The organism is Streptomyces sp. NPDC001222 (assembly GCF_042896945.1).
Classification (GTDB): domain Bacteria; phylum Actinomycetota; class Actinomycetes; order Streptomycetales; family Streptomycetaceae; genus Streptomyces; species Streptomyces gibsoniae.
This window is the reverse complement of sequence record NZ_JBIAXT010000003.1, coordinates 51667-69920: the sequence shown is the minus strand read 5'-3', so window position 1 is coordinate 69920 and position 18254 is coordinate 51667. Positions and strand designations below refer to the sequence as shown.

The 18254-nt window shown below is 71.6% G+C and carries 15 protein-coding genes and 1 riboswitch; of the genes, 7 read left to right on the top strand and 8 right to left on the bottom strand.

Features of this window, described 5'->3' with window-relative positions; translation table 11 throughout:
* Nucleotides 1-2 precede the first annotated feature (2 nt).
* Nucleotides 3-419, bottom strand: coding sequence for a cobalamin B12-binding domain-containing protein (locus tag ACFY2Z_RS06040; protein WP_390742966.1), 417 nt, complete (start codon nt 417-419; stop codon nt 3-5).
* 615 nt (nt 420-1034) lie between these two features.
* On the opposite strand from ACFY2Z_RS06040, the gene ACFY2Z_RS06035 reads away from it, so the two are divergent.
* Complete coding sequence (locus ACFY2Z_RS06035; RefSeq protein ID WP_390742965.1) at nt 1035-1895, top strand: esterase/lipase family protein; 861 nt, start codon at nt 1035-1037, stop codon at nt 1893-1895.
* Nucleotides 1896-2105: 210 nt separating this feature from the next.
* On the top strand, nt 2106-3713 hold the full coding sequence (locus ACFY2Z_RS06030) for a peptidoglycan DD-metalloendopeptidase family protein (protein WP_390742964.1): 1608 nt from the start codon (nt 2106-2108) through the stop codon (nt 3711-3713).
* A gap of 51 nt (nt 3714-3764) precedes the next feature.
* On the opposite strand, the gene pcrA is transcribed toward ACFY2Z_RS06030, so the two are convergent.
* Nucleotides 3765-6284, bottom strand: a complete 2520-nt coding sequence (gene pcrA / locus ACFY2Z_RS06025) for a DNA helicase PcrA (RefSeq protein WP_390742963.1) — start codon at nt 6282-6284, stop codon at nt 3765-3767.
* 252 nt (nt 6285-6536) lie between these two features.
* Nucleotides 6537-6706: riboswitch (cyclic di-AMP (ydaO/yuaA leader) on the top strand.
* Between the two features lie 8 nt (nt 6707-6714).
* Between pcrA and ACFY2Z_RS06020 the strand changes: the two genes are divergently transcribed.
* On the top strand, nt 6715-7905 hold the full coding sequence (locus tag ACFY2Z_RS06020; protein WP_390742962.1) for an NlpC/P60 family protein: 1191 nt from the start codon (nt 6715-6717) through the stop codon (nt 7903-7905).
* A 121-nt stretch (nt 7906-8026) separates the two neighbouring features.
* Nucleotides 8027-8995 carry a tellurite resistance/C4-dicarboxylate transporter family protein gene (locus ACFY2Z_RS06015; RefSeq protein ID WP_390742961.1) on the top strand — a complete coding sequence of 323 codons (969 nt, stop codon included), beginning with the start codon at nt 8027-8029 and terminating at the stop codon, nt 8993-8995.
* Here the strand turns inward: ACFY2Z_RS06015 and ACFY2Z_RS06010 are convergent.
* Nucleotides 8973-9326 (bottom strand): hypothetical protein, encoded by a 354-nt coding sequence (locus ACFY2Z_RS06010; protein ID WP_365166683.1) that lies wholly within the window; start codon nt 9324-9326, stop codon nt 8973-8975. The genes ACFY2Z_RS06015 and ACFY2Z_RS06010 overlap by 23 nt on opposite strands.
* A 448-nt stretch (nt 9327-9774) precedes the next feature.
* Here ACFY2Z_RS06010 and ACFY2Z_RS06005 point away from each other — a divergent pair, with 448 nt between their 5' ends.
* Nucleotides 9775-10827, top strand: coding sequence for an NlpC/P60 family protein (locus tag ACFY2Z_RS06005; protein WP_390742960.1), 1053 nt, complete (start codon nt 9775-9777; stop codon nt 10825-10827).
* Nucleotides 10828-10851: 24 nt separating this feature from the next.
* Here ACFY2Z_RS06005 and ACFY2Z_RS06000 read toward each other — a convergent pair whose 3' ends face one another.
* Nucleotides 10852-11577, bottom strand: a complete 726-nt coding sequence (locus ACFY2Z_RS06000) for a response regulator transcription factor (protein WP_311691141.1) — start codon at nt 11575-11577, stop codon at nt 10852-10854.
* Nucleotides 11574-12866 carry a PspC domain-containing protein gene (locus tag ACFY2Z_RS05995; protein WP_390742959.1) on the bottom strand — a complete coding sequence of 431 codons (1293 nt, stop codon included), beginning with the start codon at nt 12864-12866 and terminating at the stop codon, nt 11574-11576. Before ACFY2Z_RS05995 ends, ACFY2Z_RS06000 begins: the two co-directional genes overlap by 4 nt.
* A 177-nt stretch (nt 12867-13043) precedes the next feature.
* Between ACFY2Z_RS05995 and ACFY2Z_RS05990 the strand changes: the two genes are divergently transcribed.
* Both ACFY2Z_RS05990 and ACFY2Z_RS05985 read left to right on the top strand, forming a co-directional pair.
* Nucleotides 13044-14573 carry a PspC domain-containing protein gene (locus tag ACFY2Z_RS05990; protein WP_390742958.1) on the top strand — a complete coding sequence of 510 codons (1530 nt, stop codon included), beginning with the start codon at nt 13044-13046 and terminating at the stop codon, nt 14571-14573.
* Nucleotides 14560-14802, top strand: a complete 243-nt coding sequence (locus ACFY2Z_RS05985) for a hypothetical protein (RefSeq protein WP_390742957.1) — start codon at nt 14560-14562, stop codon at nt 14800-14802. The genes ACFY2Z_RS05990 and ACFY2Z_RS05985 overlap by 14 nt, the downstream gene beginning before the upstream one ends.
* A 35-nt stretch (nt 14803-14837) precedes the next feature.
* On the opposite strand, the gene ACFY2Z_RS05980 is transcribed toward ACFY2Z_RS05985, so the two are convergent.
* From ACFY2Z_RS05980 to ACFY2Z_RS05970, 3 genes are all read right to left on the bottom strand, one after another.
* On the bottom strand, nt 14838-15362 hold the full coding sequence (locus ACFY2Z_RS05980; RefSeq protein WP_390742956.1) for a DoxX family protein: 525 nt from the start codon (nt 15360-15362) through the stop codon (nt 14838-14840).
* 526 nt (nt 15363-15888) lie between these two features.
* Entirely contained in the window at nt 15889-17178 is a 1290-nt protein-coding gene (locus tag ACFY2Z_RS05975; protein ID WP_390742955.1) for a hypothetical protein, read from the bottom strand.
* A gap of 182 nt (nt 17179-17360) precedes the next feature.
* On the bottom strand, nt 17361-18155 hold the full coding sequence (locus ACFY2Z_RS05970; RefSeq protein ID WP_390742954.1) for a class II aldolase/adducin family protein: 795 nt from the start codon (nt 18153-18155) through the stop codon (nt 17361-17363).
* Nucleotides 18156-18254: the final 99 nt, after the last annotated feature.

The following is an 18254-nucleotide window of genomic DNA, read 5'->3' as shown; positions in this document are numbered from 1 at the left end:
CCTCAGGCGCCCGCGGGCTGACGTACGTTCGCGCGAACCCAGTCCACGATCGACCCGGTCGTCGCGCCGGGTGTGAAGATCTCCGCGACACCCTTCTCCTTGAGCAGCGGGATGTCCGCCTCCGGGATGATCCCGCCGCCGAAGACGAGGATGTCCTCGGCCTCGCGCTGCTTCAGCAGTTCGATCACCGCGGCGAACAGCGTGTTGTGCGCACCGGACAGGATCGACAGTCCGATCGCGTCGGCGTCCTCCTGGATCGCCGTGTCCACGATCTGCTCGGGCGTCTGGTGGAGGCCGGTGTAGATGACCTCCATACCCGCGTCACGCAGCGCCCGTGCGATCACCTTGGCCCCGCGATCGTGGCCGTCGAGCCCCGGCTTGGCCACCACCACGCGGATCGGACCGGCTGCCACACCCATCACTGCCTCCATGAAGCGACTACTCCACCCTGTACCCGATGTACCACCCCGCCGCCACACCACGCACCGGTTGACACACGGGCCGCGAGCCTCGCGGCACGGGCGTCCCGCGCCGACCGACCCGGGAAGTGAACGAACGTTATCGCCAGCATCCCGCAACCGGCAGTTTCGCGGTGGTCACCGAGGGGGAAATCACACAATGGGACACGTTCGCCGCGCAGGGTCCCCCCTCCCCGCGGCACACGCGCCGCAGCATCAGCGGCTCGCGCGCCGTGGTCCGAGGGGATCGTGCGCACGGAGAGCCGCATTCAAGGCGGCCACCCACCGTCGGCCGGGCGCCGGGTGGCTGGCCCGCCGGCGAAAAGGGATTGCAAGGGCACGACGACAGCGGGAGCCGCACCCGTACGAGGAGAACGGGAACCGCATCACGCGGACGGCGGGGCACCTTTCGTCATCACGACGAGAAGGGTCACCCGCCGCGCCACCGGCTCATGTGCCGCATTCGCGGTACGGCCGTAGCCACGACAGCTGCCCCGCAGGCCACCGCCAGACGGCTTTCCACAAGGGCACACGGGGGACGCAGGCGTCCTCGCGTGCGCCGACGGGAGGTCGGCCATGATGGTCACGCGGGCAGTGCAGCCCTTGCTACCGCTGTGCCAGCGCATGTTTCCCAGCAGGCTGGCCGGTCTCTCCATGGCCCTGCTGAAGGCGACCGCCCTGGAGCTCGCCATACTCGCCGGGCATCTGCTCCTCTATCCCTCGGGGATCATCCAGGAGCGCCATTCCCACGCACTCCCCATCCCGCCGGGTGCCGCGACGCTGCCGACCGAGGCCAAGCCGCCCGTCATCCTGGTCCACGGGTTCATCGACAACCGCTCGGTCTTCGTCCTGCTGCGCCGCAACCTCGCCCAGCACGGCCGTCAGCACATCGAGTCGCTCAATTACTCGCCGCTGACCTGCGACATCCGCACCGCGGCGAAACTGCTCGGCCGGCATATAGAAGAGTTGTGCGAACGCACCGGGCAGCCGCGGGTGGACGTCGTCGGCCACAGCCTGGGCGGACTGATCGCGCGGTACTACGTGCAGCGCCTCGGCGGCGACCTCCACGTCCGTACGCTCGTCACGCTGGGTACGCCCCACTCCGGCACCCGCGTGGCCCCCCTCGCGAACGCGCACCCCATCGTCCGCCAGATGCGCCCGGGCTCCGAGCTGATCGAGGAGCTACGCGAACCGGCACCCGGTTGCCGTACGCATTTCGTGAGTTTCTGGAGCGATCTGGACCCGCTGATGGATCCGCTGGAGACGGCCTGCGTCGACCACCCGGACCTGCTCGCGCACAACATCCGGGTGAGCGGCATCGGCCATCTGGCCCTGCCGGTCCACCCCGCGGTCGCGACCGGGATCCGGCAGGCGCTGGATCTCGTGCAGCCGGCGGCACCGGCGGACGCGCCCGCCGGGGGTCTGACGGTGGCGTGACAGCCGCCCCGACACCTCCCGGTCACCCTCCCAACCTCGAACGTTCATCGAACGCAAAACCAAGGCCTTGCCCGGGGACCGCCGAAACACGGGCGATTGCCCGTTTCCTGACGCAGGGAAACCTGCGGAAGATTGTCGCGCCCTCGTACCGCCGGGTACAGTCGCCGCACTGCTCTGCCAGCCCCTGCTGTCGAGGCGAAAGAGAAGTTGGTGAACGACCGTCACCCGTCGGGGACCGCGACGCCCCCGGCTCCGGCCCCCGATGCCGCCGAGGCGCACTACGCGTCGTACGGCGTGCAGGGCGGCCACTACGGTGAGTTCACCACGTCGTACACCGATCCCGCCGCGACCGCGTTCGGCGCCCACGGCCACACGGCGACGGCCTTCTCGGCCGACCCCCTCTTCGGTGACCTCCCGGGCCATGACGCGACCGGCTCGTACGACACCTCCGCCTGGTCGACCGCCGGTCACCCGGGGCACGCGGACGCCCATCCGCACGGCACCGGCACCCACGAGGCGCTCCACTACGACCCGTACGCCGCCCAGCATCACGCCGCGTTCGGCACCGGCAGCCATGACACGACCGCCTGGGGCGCGGGCTACCAGCACCTCGCCGCCGGTATCCCCGCGCAGGGCGGAGCCCCCGAGGCCACCGGCCAGTGGGACGCGGGGGCCTGGCGCGAGGCCGGCCAGTCCCCCCACGGGACCCAGCAGTGGGACTGGGGCACGCAAGGGTTCGACACCGGGGCGTACGACGCCACCCAGTGGAACTCGGGCGGCACCGCCGAGCACGAGGCGCACGACCCGCAGACGGCGGCGCACTTCGAGCAGGCCGAGTCCTTCGACCCGTCGGCGACGCAGGCCTTCGAACACCCCGAGACACAGGTCTTCGAGATCGCGGACGCCTTCGACCACCCGGCCACGGCCGCCGTCGAACAGCTTCCGTACGAGCAGCACGACGCCACGGACGACGACGAGTCGGAACCCCCGTACGAGCCGTCCGGCGACCCGGCCCTGCTCGACGACCAGGAAGAGACCACTCCCGCGCCGGCCCCACGTGCCGCGTCCCGCACGGCCGGCCGGTCCCGGCGCCGCACCCCGGCGAAGCGCTCCGCGCTGCTGACCGTCGCCGTGCCGTCGGCGTGTGTGATGGGGGTCGCCGGGATCGCCGCCGCGACCGTCGGTGTGGGCGGCGGCAGCGACACCAAGGACACGACGGCGAGCGCGCCCGACGCGGCGCCGGTGAAACCCTCCGCCGCGAACGTCAAGCTGGACTCCCAGCTGCAGAACCTGTCCGCGGGCGCGAACGACTTCGCGGACCGGGCGAGCCGTACGCAGCAACGTATCGACCTCAAGGCCCAGCAGGCCGCCGAGCTGAAGAAGGCGGCGGCGGAGGCGGCCCTCAAGGAGCGGCTGCGCCCGAAGTTCGTGCTGCCGGTCACCCAGAAGGGGCTCAGCGCCTACTTCGGCCAGGCCGGGGTCAACTGGATGTCGGTGCACACCGGCATCGACTTCCCCGTCTCGTACGGCACGACGGTCATGGCCGCCACCGACGGCACCGTCACCACGAAGTGGAACAGCGCCTACGGCAACATGATGATCGTGACGGCGAAGGACGGCACGGAGACCTGGTACTGCCACCTCTCCAGCTACCGTGTCGTGTCCGGGGCGGTCGTGAAGGCCGGCCAGCCGATCGCGTACTCCGGCAACTCGGGCAACTCCACCGGCCCCCATCTGCACTTCGAGGTACGGCCGAACGGCGGCGCCGCGATAGACCCGCTGCCCTGGCTGCGCAGCCACGGGCTGGACCCCACCTGATCGAGACCCACTGTGAGCCCCCGCCGTTCGGCGGGGGCTCACCTCTGTGCTCTACAGCTTCTCCACCGGCGCGTACCGCAGCAGCAGCCGCTTCGGCTTCGTGTCCCCGAAGTCGATCGTCGCCTCCGCGTTCAGGCCCGTGCCCTTCACGCCGACCACCGTGCCCAGGCCGAACTGGTCGTGCGTGACGCGGTCGCCGACCGCCAGGGAGACCACCGGCCGCTCCGTCGCACCACCCCGGCGCGTGGCGAAACCGGACGCGCCCGCGGCCGAGGACCGCGACCGGGCCGACGACAGCGACGAGGACAGGGAGGCCGCCACACCCGAGACGGGACCCGAGGAGACGGGCGCGGACGAGCCCCCCGTCCGCTTCCACTCCACGTGCTGGTCCGGGATCTCCTCCAGGAAGCGCGAGGGCGGGTTGTACGAGGGCTGGCCCCAGGCGCTGCGCATGGCGGACCGGGTGAGGTAGAGCCGCTCCCGCGCGCGGGTGATGCCCACGTACGCCAGACGGCGCTCCTCCTCCAGTTCCTTGGTCTGCCCGAGCGCGCGCATGTGCGGGAAGACGCCGTCCTCCATGCCGGTCAGGAAGACCACCGGGAACTCCAGCCCCTTCGCGGTGTGGAGGGTCATCAGCGTGATGACGCCGCCGCCCTCCTCCTCGTCGGGGATCTGGTCGGAGTCGGCGACCAGGGCGACCTGCTCCAGGAAGTCGGACAGGGTGGCCGTCGGGGTGCCGGCCCCCGGTGCCGCCGCGGCCTCGCCGCGCTCCTGCTCGAACTCCAGGGCCACGGCGGCGAGTTCCTGGAGGTTCTCGATGCGGGTCTCGTCCTGGGGGTCGGTCGAGGCCTGGAGTTCGGCCAGATAGCCGGTGCGTTCCAGGACGGCTTCCAGGACCGTGGCCGGGCCCGCGCCCGACTCCACGATGGTCCGCAGGTCCTCCATCAACGCGTTGAACCGCTTGACCGCGTTCGTCGAGCGGGCCGCCATGCCGTACGCCTGGTCCACACGGCGCAGTGCCTGCGCGAAGCTGACCTTCTCCCGCTGGGACAGGGCGTCGATCATCGCCTCGGCGCGCTCGCCGATGCCCCGCTTCGGCACGTTCAGGATGCGCCGCAGCGGAACGGAGTCCTCCGGGTTCGCCAGCACCCTCAGGTAGGCGAGGACGTCCCGGACCTCCTTGCGCTCGTAGAAGCGGACGCCGCCGACGACCTTGTAGGGCAGGCCGACGCGGATGAAGACCTCTTCGAAGACACGGGACTGGGCGTTCGTGCGGTAGAAGACGGCGACGTCGCCCGCCTTGGCCTCGCCCCGGTCGGTGAGGCGGTCTATCTCGTCGGCGACGAACTGCGCCTCGTCGTGCTCCGTGTCGGCGACATAGCCGGTGATCCGCGCGCCCGCGCCCGCGTTGGTCCACAGGTTCTTGGGACGGCGCGACTCGTTGCGCTCGATGACCGCGTTGGCGGCGCTCAGGATCGTCTGCGTGGAGCGGTAGTTCTGCTCCAGGAGGATCGTGGTGGCGTCCGGGTAGTCCTCCTCGAACTGGAGGATGTTGCGGATGGTGGCGCCGCGGAAGGCGTAGATCGACTGGTCGGCGTCACCCACGACGCACAGCTCGGCGGGCCGCAGGTCGTCCTCGCCGGGCGGCCCGTCCACCGGGTGCCCGGAGGTGCCGACCAGCTCGCGGACCAGGGCGTACTGCGCGTGGTTCGTGTCCTGGTACTCGTCGACGAGGACGTGGCGGAAGCGGCGGCGGTAGTGCTCTGCGACGTCCGGGAAGGCGCGCAGCAGGTTGACCGTCGTCATGATCAGGTCGTCGAAGTCGAGGGCGTTCGCCTCGCGGAGCCTCGACTGGTACAGCGTGTAGGCCTGGGCGAGGGTCTTCTCGAAGCCGTCGGCGGCCTGGGCGGCGAAGTCCTCCTCGTCGATCAGCTCGTTCTTCAGGTTGGAGATCTTGGCGCTGAACGACTTGGGCGGGAATCGCTTGGGGTCGAGGTCCAGGTCGCGGCAGACGAGCGCCATCAGCCGCTTGCTGTCGGCGGCGTCGTAGATCGAGAAGGAGGACGTGAAGCCGAGCTTCTTGCTCTCGCGGCGCAGGATGCGGACGCACGCGCTGTGGAAGGTCATCACCCACATCGCGTTCGCGCGCGGGCCGACGAGCTGCTCGACGCGCTCCTTCATCTCGCCCGCGGCCTTGTTGGTGAAGGTGATCGCGAGGATCTGGCCGGGATGCACGCCCCGCTCGGCCAGCAGATAGGCGATGCGGTGGGTGAGCACCCGGGTCTTGCCGGAACCGGCGCCGGCGACGATGAGCAGGGGGGAGCCGGCGTGCGCGACCGCCGCGCGCTGGTTCTCGTTCAGCCCCTCGACCAGGGCGCGGGGGTCGAGGACCGGGCGGGGCGCGCCGTCGCGGTAGTGGGTGTCCCGGGCCGGCGGCACGTCGAAGTGCCCGCCGAACAGATCGTCCGGGACCGACTCCGGAGCGTGTTCGTCGGGCGGCGGGGGCTCCTCCTCCGGGGCCGAACCGGCCTGGAGATCCGCCAGGAAGCTGTCGTCAAAGAGGCTGCTCATCGCTCTCCGAGTCTAGGGCGCCCCACCGACAACCGGCCGCCGTCCCGGAAACTCCACGCCCGGACCGGCCCCGCGCCTCACACGTCACCGTCCGGGCCTGCCTGCTCACGGTACGCGCCCGAAGCAAGTAGCTGTAGCCAAGATCACGGAAATGTATCGGGCATATTACGCATCAACCTTCACAGGAGCCACACCAGTTGGCTAGCGTGCCGGGCGGGCCGCACGACCCCCACCGGCGAACGTCGCCGGGTCGCGCGGCCTCCGCCGAGTCCGGTGCGCCCTGCGGCAGCCGGAGCCGGGGACCCACCCGACCTGGGGTGAATCGGCCACGCGTCCTGGGGGACTTGGCCGTAGGGCACACACCTTCCGAACCACCCGCCCGAACCCGACAGCTAACCCGGTAGGCGGTGTACGGAAGGAGACGCCTTTCATGGCGCCGCACCGCAAGTCCCGCCCCTCGGGCCCACGCATCGCGGGCATCCGCACCCCCGCCCTCGCGACGGCGGCCCTGACCTCCGTGGCGCTGCTCTCGCAGACGGCCCAGGCCGCGCCCTCCGCCGACGGCAGACCCAGCATCGAGGAGGTCGAGAAGAAGGTCGACGACCTCTACCGCCAGGCGGAGTCGGCCACCGAGAAGTACGACGCCGCCAAGGAGCGATCGACCGAGCAGCGCAGGCACGTCGACAGGCTCCTCGACGACGTCGCCCAGCGCACGCAGAAGCTCAACGACGCGCGTGAGGAACTGGGTTCGTTCGCGGCCGCGCAGTACCGGACCGGGGAGGCGGCCCCCGACACGGCCACCTTCCTGCTTGCCGACAACCCCCAGGACTACTTCGACCAGACGCAGCTGATGAGCCGGCTCACCGGCCGTCAGAAGGAAGCGATCGACCAGTACGCCACCGCCCAGGCCGCCACGATGAAGAAGCGGCAGGAGGCCACCGACAGCCTCCGGACGCTCGACGAGTCGCAGACGGCCCTGCGGACGGCCAAGACGGACGTCCAGAACAAGCTCTCCGCCGCACGCCGGCTGCTGTCCGACCTGAACGCCCAGGAGAAGGCGCGGCTCGCCGCGCTCGAGAAGAAGAAGCAGGAGGAGGCCCAGCGCCGGGCGGAGGCGCTGGCCCGGCAGCAGGCGGCCCAGCAGAGGGCGGCCGAGCTGAAGGCGGCCCAGCAGCAGTCGTCGTCGAGCACCTCGAGCGGCTCCACGGGGTCCTCCACCGCGGCCCCCTCCTCGGGGTCCACCGCGACGGACTCCGCGTACGCCACGAAGGCGGACAAGGCCCTCGCCTTCGCCCGCGCGCAGATCGGCAAGCCGTATGTGTGGGGCGCGACCGGCCCCGGGTCGTACGACTGCTCGGGCCTGACCCAGGCCGCGTGGAAGGCCGCCGGGGTCGCACTTCCGCGCACCACGTACGACCAGGTGAACGTCGGCACGACGGTGCCGCTCGCCGACGCCCGGCCGGGCGACCTGATCTTCTTCTACGACGACATCAGCCATGTCGGCGTGTACATCGGCAACGGCATGATGATCCACGCCCCCAAGCCGGGCGCCTATGTCCGCGAGGAGTCGGTCTACTACGGCGGCGCGTCGATCATCCACAGCGTGGTGCGGCCGGCCTGAGTCCTGCGGCACCCGGCGTATGAGGTTGCCTGCGAGGTTCACGCGCGCGTGGGGTTGTTTTCAGGCTCCACGCGCGCGTGCCCCGTACGCAAGCCGGGCGCGCGTCCCTAGCATCGGGCGCATGTCTGGCACCTCCGCGCTCCGCACCCGGTGGCCGCAGCGTCCGCCCGCCACCGGGGCCGCCGTGATGGCGACCGGCATCCTGTCGATCGGGCTGCACCAGACCGGGTACGAGCTGCTCTCCCGCATCGCCCTCGTGCTGGCGGGCGTCGCCTGGCTGGGAGTGGCCGCCGTCATCGCACTGCGGCTGCTGGGGGCGCGCCTGGAGTGGCCGGTCGGCTCCCCGGCCGCGCTCGCGGTGGTCCCGGCCACCACCGTGCTGGGCACCCGGTTCTCGCTCCTGGGCCGACAGCAGCTCGCCGAGGCGCTCTTCGTGCTGGCCCTCGTGCTGTGGGCGGTTCTGGTCCTCCCGGTCGTACAGGGCTGGGAGCGCGGTATGCCCGGGGTGGTGTTCCTCGGCTCTGTGGCGGCGGAGGCGATCGCGGTGCTCGGGGCGGTGCTGGCCGCGGCCCTACGGGTGTCCTGGCTCGCCCATCTGGCGCTGGTGTTCTTCTGGTTCGGGCTGGTGTTCTACCTGATCGGGCTGTGGTGCTTCGACCGGCGGCAGGTGGCGGTCGGCGCGGGCGACCAGTGGGTGGCGGGCGGTGCGCTCGCCCTCTCCGCGGTGGCCGGGACGCGGCTGATCCGCGCCGCCCACTCCGGCCTCTACCTCTGGAACGTCGACGACACCGACGTCCTGCGGAGCGTCACCATCGCTCTCTTCGCCCTCGCCTTCGTCTGGTACTGCGTACTGGCGACGGCCGAGCTGCGCCGGCCGCGCCCCGGTTACGACGTACGGCGGTGGTCGACCGTCTTCCCGATGGGCATGACGGCGGTGGCGGCGCTGTCCGTGGCCGGCGACCTCAACGCGTCCTGGCTGCGCGGCCCCGGTCAGGTGCTGCTGTGGATCGCTGTGGCCGTCTGGTGCGCGGTCCTCGTGGGAGCCGCCGGGTCCCTCGCGGGCAGCGTCAGGTCCACAGGACGGCGATGAAGACGTTCACCGTGGTCAGCGCGCCGACCAGGGCGAAGAGGGGCTTCTCGACCTGCTCCTCGTCGCGCTTCACATAGACCAGGCCGAGGATCACGATCAGCAGGGCCAGCTTGATGCCGATCTTGATGGTGTTGATGTGGTGGTGTTCGGCCTGGTTGAGGCCGACCAGCGCCACGCCCGTGACCAGCATGGTCAGCGCACCGTGCAGCATTCCGGGCACGAAGCGGGCCGTGCCCCGGCCCATCGCCTTCATCTGGGTGAGGAAGCCGCCGAGGAGCGCGGCGATGCCGACGATGTGCAGGCCGACGAAGAGATGGATGAGTACGTCCATGAAGCCGGAGCCTAGTGAGGGGCACGGAAGGCTCTGACACCGGGCCACGGGGTGTGACGGCGGCTACAGCGGTGGGAGCTCCGGGGGGTGGCACGGGGACACGCGAGCGCGCATATATGCGGCCTATAGCACTCTGTGACGTCCCTGCGCCGCGGAACCACCGCATCGGTCATCGCACAGTGTGAAGTCGGCGGCCTCGGAACGGGATCGCGCTCACATACGGTCACCGTCAGTCCGCTAGAGCCACTTCCGTACATTGCGTCACGGTGCGGTCACAGTTCGGTTTAGCGTCCTCCACCAGGTGACCGGCTCCCCACCGCCGCCCGCGCCAGGGCGGCCGCCGGAGACCACCGCCGAGAAGGTCCGGCGGCGGCCTGCTCCCCCTGTGCGGGCCGCCGCCGGACGCGTGGTCGCCCCGGCGGTCGTAGGAAAGGACGTGACGGTTCAGGTGGCAGCGCACCGTAAGCCCAGGCAGCGTTCGCTCGGCGGGACCACGGTCCGGACCGCCGTCACGATCGCCCTCGCGGGAGCGGCGACCGCGACCGGCTTCGACGGCACCGGGTACGCCGAGCCCCCGCTCTCCCCCGCCCAGGCCAAGGCCGAGGTCGACCGGCTGTACCGGGAGGCGGAGGTCGCGACCGAGAAGTACGACGGGGCGAAGGAGCAGGCGGCCGACGCCCAGCGACGACTGGGCGCGCTGCGGGACGAGGCCGCGCGCCGCATGGACCGGCTGAACTCGGCCCGCGAGGCGCTGGGTTTCGCCGCGGCGGCGCAGTACCGCGGGGGCGGTGTCGATCCGACGGTGCGGCTGCTGCTCTCCTCGGATCCCGGACAGTACCTCGACGACGCCGCGTTCGCCGAGCGGGTCGACGGCCGGCAGGCGGCGGCCGTGGCACGAGTGCGCGCGCAGTTGCGGGAGATCGAGCGGCTGCGCGGAGCCGAGCGCGTGGAACTCGCCTCGCTGACCTCCCGCCAGGCGGAGCTTCAGCGGCAGAAGCGGACGGTCACCGAGAAGCTCGGCGAGGCGCGGCTGCTGCTCTCCCGGCTGACGGAGAGCCGGCGCGCACAGCTCGCGGGGCCCGCGTCCCGGTCCGCGGGGCGCGGCCTCCTCGGGGCCGTGCCGGCGTCGCAGGCCGCCGCGGAGGCACCCGACGCCCGGGCTGCGGCCGCGCTGTCGTACGCGTACGGCAAGCTCGGCAGCCCCTATGTCTGGGGCGCCACCGGGCCCGACGCCTTCGACTGCTCGGGGCTGGTGCAGGCCGCGTACCGGTCGGCGGGCGTCTCACTGCCCCGGACGACCTACGCCCAGATCGGCGCGGGCCGCCGCATCCCGCGCTCCGCGCTGCTGCCCGGCGACCTCGTGTTCTTCTACTCCGGGGTCAGCCATGTGGGGATCTACGTGGGACACGGCCAGATGATCCACGCGCCGAACCCCTCGGCGCCCGTACGACTGGCGCCGATCGACGAGATGCCGTTCGCGGGGGCCACCCGGGTGGTGTAGCCCCCGACTGCGGGCGACGGCCCGTCAGACCAGTCGGCGTGCCGTCGCCCAGCGGGTCAGTTCATGACGGTTGGACAGCTGGAGCTTGCGCAGCACCGCCGAGACATGGGACTCGACCGTCTTCACCGAGATGAACAGCTGCTTGGCGATCTCCTTGTACGCATAGCCGCGGGCGATGAGGCGCAGGACCTCGCGCTCGCGCTGGGTGAGGCGGTCGAGGTCCTCGTCGACGGGCGGGGCGTCGGTCGAGGCGAAGGCGTCGAGGACGAAGCCGGCCAGCCGCGGGGAGAAGACGGCGTCGCCCTCCTGGACACGGAAGATTGAGGCGACGAGGTCCGTGCCGGTGATGGTCTTCGTCACGTATCCGCGGGCACCGCCGCGGATCACTCCGATCACGTCCTCCGCCGCGTCCGACACTGACAGCGCGAGAAACCGGACCGGCCGCTCGGCGTCCGCCGTCAACGCGGCACAGCGGCGCAGCACTTCGACACCGCCGCCGCCCGGGAGATGGACGTCGAGGAGGACCACCTCGGGTCGGGTCTCGGTGATCACCGACACCGCCTGGTCGACGTCCGCGGCCTCCCCCACGACCTCGACGCCGGTCCGCTCGGTCTGCCCGATCTCCGCCCGGACGCCCGTACGGAACATACGGTGGTCGTCGACGAGCACGACCCGCACGCGCCGCTCCCCCGTGCCCTCGCCCGCCCGCTCCGGCTCCACCGGGCCGGCCGGCTCGTTCGCGTCGCTCATGTCGTAGTCTCCGCCCTCTCCATCTCCAGCTCGACCTCCGTGCCGCCCCCGGGCACCGGGCGCAGCCGTGCGGTGCCGCCGTGGCGCTCCATGCGGCCGATGATCGATTCTCTGACACCCATGCGGTCCGTGGGTATCGCGTCGAGGTCGAAGCCGGGGCCCCGGTCGCGGACGGACACGAACACGGTCCTTCCCTCGACCTCGGCATAGACCTGGACGGCGCCGCCCTCGCCACCGTACTTGGCGGCGTTCACCATCGCTTCGCGCGCGGCCTGCATCTGTGCGCCCGTCCGCTCGTCGAGGGGGCAGTCGCCGACGACGACGACCTCGATGGGGACGCCGTGCTTGTCCTCCACCTCCGCCGCGTTGCGCCGGACGGCCTCCGCCAGCGTGCGGGGCTCCTCGTCCTCGTCCTTGCCGGTGCCCTCCGGTTTGTAGAGCCAGGCGCGCAGATCGCGCTCCTGGGCGCGGGCGAGGCGGCGCACCTCGCCCGCGTTCTCCGCGTTGCGCTGGATCAGGGTCAGGGTGTGCAGCACCGAGTCGTGGACGTGGGCGGCGACCTCCGCGCGCTCCTGGGCGCGGATGCGCATCAGCCGCTCCTCGGACAGGTCCTGGGACATCCGCACCAGATACGGTCCGGCGAGCAGCGCTATGCCGACGAGGACCGCGAGCGCCGCCTGCAGGACGGAGCCGAGATGGGCCGCGGAGCCCTGCAGCACGAAGATGCCGGAGACGCCGGCGGTGACGAGCAGCACACCCGCCGCGGCGCGCAGCAGGGTGAGGGTGCGCCGGCGGCCGCCGACCTCCATCCAGCGGGCCCGCCGTGCGTTGTCCGCCTGGCGCCAGACCAGGGCGACGCCCGCCGCGACGAGGACGGCCGGGATGAGATACGCCTTGGTGCCGCCGCCGAGATTCACACTGCCGACGAAGGTCAGCGCCAGGACGACCATGAGGAGCAGGGCGACGATCTGGCCCCGGTCGGGTCTGCGGGCGACCAGTCTGCGACGGCCGTCGGGCGAGGTCTCGGTGCCGACCAGCGACGGGGAGCGGCGCTCGTCGACGCCGCCGACACCGAGCGGGACGAAGAACCAGAACGCGGCGTACAGCAGTGCGCCGAGGCCGTCCGCCATCATCAGGCCCACGAACACGAGGCGCACCCAGATCACGGGCAGCCCGAGATGCCCGGCGAGCCCCCGCGCCACTCCGCCGAGCCAGCGTCCGTCGCTGCTGCGGTAGAGCTTGCGCGGCGGCCGCGGTTCGGCGAGGGGCACTCCTGCGGTGTCCGGCATGCCATCGATGGTCACACGAGCGGCCTGCCCGGACATCAGGGTGGACCCCCTAGACGCCCCTGATCTTCGAATCGGGGCGGTCGAACACTTCCCTTGACGGCGGTCAGGGCAGATTTCAGGGTTCGGCCAGGGTCGTCCCGACTCCCGCGAGGCGGCCGCGGCGGCGACCATGGACACATGACGGATCAGCGGCACACGGCAGCGGGGCGAGACCCCGGCGCGGGGCACGGCCCCGACGCCGGGCATGCTCCGGCTGCCCGGGGAGAGGCGCCGCGCGCACACGAGGACACGACCGTAGGGCAGGATGCGGCCGTGCGGGAGAACGGAGCCGAGGACGGGAACGCGGGCGACGGCGTGAGCGAGGACAGGCACGAGGACGCGGCCCGAGACGCGGACCCGGCCGGGCACGACGGCACGTCCCCCGAGGACGGGGCCGAGCCGGCCGAGGGCGAGGGTCCCTTCCGGCGTGACCGGCGGTACAAGATGCTGGCCGGCGTCTGCGCCGGGCTCGGGCGGCAGTGCGACATGGACCCGGTGATCTTCCGGATCGTGCTGGCCGTGCTCTCCGCGGCGGGCGGCCTCGGTCTGATCTTCTACGGCTTCTGCTGGCTCTTCATCCCGTACGAGGACGAAGAGGAGAACGAGATCCGCAAGCTGCTGACGGGCCGCGTCGACGGACAGGGCCTGGCGGCGGTTCTCTTCGCCCTGGTGGGCTGCGGGGTCTTCCTGTCGATGTTCAGAAACGGCGGGGTGCTGACCTTCGCCGCCGTCCTGTCCCTGCTCCTCGCGGGGGCGGGGTACTGGTCGCGGCAGCGCGGCGCCCCCGACCCGGACCCGCTGGCCGCCCAGGCGGCGGCCGACGCGCCGCCGGAGGCGACGGCACCGCCCGTCCCCACCGGCTCCCCCTCCTGGTGGCGCGACCCCATCGTGAAGGACGGCACGCATGTGGGGGGCACGGGATATCTGTGGGGCCCGAGCGACACCCCCGGCCGTGATGTCGCAGCGGCGGTCACCATCGCCCGCGACACCTCGTACAGACAACAGACACGCACCACGCCCCGCCCCGAGCCACGGGGTCCGCGCTGGATCGGCGGCTGGGTGTTCCTGTTCGCGCTCGTCGCGGGCGGTCTCGGCACCGGCCTGACGTGGCACGGCCAGGCCCTCGGCACCAGCCTGCAGACGGGCCTCGCGTGTGCGCTCGTCGTGTTCGGCACGGGCATCGCGATCAGCTCCTTCCTGGGGCGTACGGGAGCGGGCTCGATGTTTCTGGCGATGCTCACGGCGGCGCTGCTCGCCGGGTCGGTGGCGCTGCCCAAGGACATCGGCACGCACTGGACGCACACGACATGGGCGCCGGTCTCGGCGGCCGCGGTCCAGGAGAGGTACGACCTGGGCACCGGCGAGGGCACCCTCGATCTCAGCCGGGTGAAGCAGACGGGGAACCGGACGGTGACGAGCCGCGCGGAGGTGGGCGTGGGCAAGCTGAAGGTCGTGCTCCCCGAGGACGCGACGGTGAGACTGAAGATCGACACGGGTGTCGGCGACATCCGGTTGCCGGGCGACTCCAGGAGGGACGTGGACGTGAAGGCCGGCAGGCACAAGCAGCTGACGCTCTCTCCCCCAGCGGGGACGAAGAGCACGGCGACACTCGATCTCAGCCTCGAGGTCGGACTGGGCCGGGTGGAGGTGACCCGTGCTGCGGCATGAGTTCCAGCCCGGACGGCTGGTCGCCGGTGCCTTCCTGGCCGCCGCGGGCGTCGCCTTCGTCGGCGACGCGCGGGGGGCCTGGGAGACGCCGTGGTTCGCGATCGTCCCGCTCGTCGGCGGCGGGCTCTGTCTCGCGGCCGTGACGGGCATGCTGGCCCGCGCGATACGCAGGGGCCACGCGTCCCGCCGGCGACCGCACACGGAACGGGACGGGGCGACGACTCCGTAGCCGACGTCCGCCCCGTCCCTCGGGCACTTCTGGGCTCAGCGGTAGAGATCCGGGCGCTGGCGTTGGCGGCGACGGGAGCGGAGGGCGGCGTCCAGGGAGAGGACCGGGGCGCCGGCCAGAACCAGGGGCAGCCAGGCCATCAGATAGGCGAGGTCGTTGCCGTAGTAGTAAGGACTGGAGGCCCAGCTCACGGTCAGCCACAGGCTCAGGGAGATGAGCGCGCCGCCGAACGCGGCGAGGCGGGACAGCAGACCGACGAGCGTACCGAGGCCGACGGCCAGCTCACCGAAGGCCATGGCGTATCCGAAACCGGTGGGGTTCTTCAGCGCGAGATCGACCAGCGCAGGGATCGCGGAGGAGTCGCGCACGGCGCGCATCAGGTCGCCGATCGAACCAGAACCCGAACTGTGCAGGAAGGTGCTGCTGGTGAGCTTGTCCAGGCCCGCATAGATGAAAGTGACGCCGAGGAAGATCCGCAGGGGAAGAAGTGCGTACCGGGTGGCGGTGTCCCGCCAGGAGCGGTTCTCCTCGAAATACGAAGTGTGCGACTCCGTACGCATGCCTTGAGCCATCGTCTCGCCGCCTCTCGCCTGCCAGTGGTTGACCCCTCAACAGACCATACGTGCGAAAGGGGACGACCGCTCAACCGGTGTGCGCCGATTTTTTCGGGTTCTCGCGCCCGGACGGCTCTTGCCCGGACTCCCGTCGGCGGGAGCGGCCCCGGTCCCGGGCCCGCGTTCCTTCTCCTGTCCCCAGCGTTTCATCGTGGCGGGCCGGCCGTCGCCCGGAGTGGGCCGAAAGGCGGAAGCCGATCTCCGTCGGTCCGCCGCCCCCCACCCTGCAATTCCTCCGCCCCGTCACTCCGTCACCCCGAGATTCCGCCGCCCGTCACTCCGTCACCCCGAGATTCCGTCGCCCGTCACTCCCGTCACCCCGAGATTCCGTCGCCCGTCACTCCGTCACCCCGAGATTCCGTCGCCCCGAGATTCCGCCGCCCCGTCACTCCGTCACCCCGAGATTCCGTCGCCCCTCACTCCGTCACCCCGAGATTCCGTCGCCCCGTCGCCCTGTCACCCCGCCGTTCCGTCACTCCGTCACGTCGATCGTCACGCGGTTGGTCTCCACCCCGGCCGCCGTGACCACCTGGACGTCGACCTTCCCGGGTTCCACGTCGGCCGGTACGGGGACCGTCAGCAGCGTGTCCGTCGGGTTGCTGAAGCCGCCGGGGACCGGGACCAGGGGCACATGGACATGGACCGCGCCGATCCGGACCGCCATCCGGGAGAGCCGGCCCGCCGACTCGGCGCCCGGGGGTACGAAGCCGGCGCCGCGGATCTCGATGTCGTCGCCGGTACGGATCGGCGCGTCCAGATCGCCCGCCTCCCGTGCCCGGACCACCGAGAGGACCACCGGGCGGCCGCCCTCGGCGTACTTCCCGGCGAGGTAGGTGGCCGCGGCGACCAGGACCAGCAGGGCCAGACCCCACGGCAGATCGGGGAGCTGGTCGGGGCGGCGGGCCAGCCGTACCGCCGCGAAGACCAGTGCGACCCCGCTGATCACCAGATACTGGGTGTCCGCGAAGCTGCCCCGGCCGGAGTCGTCCGTGAGCAGGTCCGCCGCCCGCGGCCGGTCGGCCCGCACCTTCTGCAGCCGCTGACCGAGGACCCGCAGCCCCACCACTCGGCGGACGAGGACCGCGATCCCGCTCACCACGGCGACCACGGTCACCACGCCCACCCCGCGCGCGAGGTCGAGCCCGGCGATCAGCGCGTCGCGCCGGTCGTGCGCGGAGACCACCGCCAGCTCACCGATCAGCACCAGCAGCGCGTACACGACGAACAGCACCCAGGCCGCCGCCACCGCACGCGAGGTCGAGAGCCGGTTGTCCTCGCCGATGACGGGCGCGAGCGCCCCGCCGCGCGCCCGGTGCAGATATCCGGCAGCGGTCAGTGCGGCACCCGCCAGCACGGCCGCGACCAGTCCGGCCGTGCGCGCCGCGGTCCATCCGGCCCCGATGGCCGTCAACGCCTGCGCCAGCAGCAGGATCGCCACCGCGCCCCACACCACGATCGCGGTGAACCGCCACAGCCGGGCCAGCCAGGCCTCGCCGTCGGCCCGGCTCCGCTCGGCGACCAGGTCCGCGGACTGGGTCAGTTCGTCGGACACCCACTGGCGGGACGCGGACGCGGAGTAGGCGACCGCCGGGGGCAGCCCTCGCCCGGAGGCAAACTCGTCCCGTTTCGCCAGGAATTCGGCGACCGCTCGCCGGTGTCCCTCACGCGCGCCGTGCGGGCAGCCCCCGCAGGTGCAGCCACCCTCGTGGGCACCCGGACCGCTTCCGCGCCCCGCACCCTGTCTCGCCTCCTGCACCGCCACGACCGCTGCCGCCTTCCACGCGCCAGATCCCAAGTCGCAACCGCCACGGCAACTGGCATGCGACGACAGCGAATTGTGCCGTACGGAACACGCCTCGCGTCCGTCAGGTCCGGTCAGGGCGGGTGAAAGAACAACCGCTCGATTGACAGACGCAGCCGACGGACGGCAGGCGACAGGCGCCGTCAGCTCAGCAGATCGGGCTCGCTGCGGCTGATGTCCTGCCACAGCGGCTGGTAGTTGATCCAGGCCACCAGGTCTCCGCCGAGCTGCTCCCGGGTCGCCACCGCCTGCCGGTGGTCGATCAGCACGGGCCGGCCCGCGGCCTTCGCGGTCAGCTGCACCTGGCAGGAGCGTTCCATAGACAGAAACCACCAGGCCGCCGCGTCCACCGAGTCGCCGACGGTCAGCAGCCCGTGGTTGCGCAGCACGAGTGCCTTGCGGGTGTCGAGCGCGTCCGCGATCCGACGGCCTTCCTCGGCGTCCACGGTGACGCCGGTGTAGGCGTCGTAGACGGCGTGGTCCTCGTAGAAGGCGCAGGACTCCTGGGTGATCGGGTCCAGCAGATCGCCGAGGGCCGCGAGGGCCCGTCCGTGCACCGAGTGGCAGTGGGCGACGGCGACGACGTCGGGGCGGGCGGCGTGCACCTGGGCGTGCACGGTGAACGCCGCCTGGTTCACGTGGTAGCGGCCCTCGATCACCTGCCCGTCCTGGTTGGCGAGCACCAGGTCGCTCACCGTGACATGCCGGAACGGCATCCCGAACGGGTTGACCCAGAAACAGTCGCTGAACTCCGGGTCGCGGGCGGTGATGTGCCCAGAGACGCCGTCCTCGAAGCCGAGCCGTGCGAAGATCCGCAGCGCGCCCGCGAGCCGCTCCTTGCGGTGCGCCCGTTCGTCCTCGACCGACTCGTGCATCGGCGGCATGGCGAACGTCAGCCGGTCGGTCGGCAGGGGCGGGGGCGGAGTGGGGCCGTGCATGGGTCCTCCGGCACTGGATTGCTTGACGGGCCGGAAGTTACCGGCGGTCAGGCCCGGATGACAGCGCGGCTTTGTAAAGATGACGCACATACCTGATAT

Bases quoted from the DNA above. Each gene is read 5' to 3' on its own strand.
- ACFY2Z_RS06040 (WP_390742966.1), bottom strand. From the start codon at position 419: ATGGGTGTGGCAGCCGGTCCGATCCGCGTGGTGGTGGCCAAGCCGGGG.
- ACFY2Z_RS06035 (WP_390742965.1), top strand. From the start codon at position 1,035: ATGATGGTCACGCGGGCAGTGCAGCCCTTGCTACCGCTGTGCCAGCGC.
- pcrA (WP_390742963.1), bottom strand. From the start codon at position 6,284: ATGAGCAGCCTCTTTGACGACAGCTTCCTGGCGGATCTCCAGGCCGGT.
- ACFY2Z_RS06020 (WP_390742962.1), top strand. From the start codon at position 6,715: ATGGCGCCGCACCGCAAGTCCCGCCCCTCGGGCCCACGCATCGCGGGC.
- ACFY2Z_RS06015 (WP_390742961.1), top strand. From the start codon at position 8,027: ATGTCTGGCACCTCCGCGCTCCGCACCCGGTGGCCGCAGCGTCCGCCC.
- ACFY2Z_RS06010 (WP_365166683.1), bottom strand. From the start codon at position 9,326: ATGGACGTACTCATCCATCTCTTCGTCGGCCTGCACATCGTCGGCATC.
- ACFY2Z_RS06000 (WP_311691141.1), bottom strand. From the start codon at position 11,577: ATGAGCGACGCGAACGAGCCGGCCGGCCCGGTGGAGCCGGAGCGGGCG.
- ACFY2Z_RS05995 (WP_390742959.1), bottom strand. From the start codon at position 12,866: ATGCCGGACACCGCAGGAGTGCCCCTCGCCGAACCGCGGCCGCCGCGC.
- ACFY2Z_RS05990 (WP_390742958.1), top strand. From the start codon at position 13,044: ATGACGGATCAGCGGCACACGGCAGCGGGGCGAGACCCCGGCGCGGGG.
- ACFY2Z_RS05980 (WP_390742956.1), bottom strand. From the start codon at position 15,362: ATGCGTACGGAGTCGCACACTTCGTATTTCGAGGAGAACCGCTCCTGG.
- ACFY2Z_RS05970 (WP_390742954.1), bottom strand. From the start codon at position 18,155: ATGCACGGCCCCACTCCGCCCCCGCCCCTGCCGACCGACCGGCTGACG.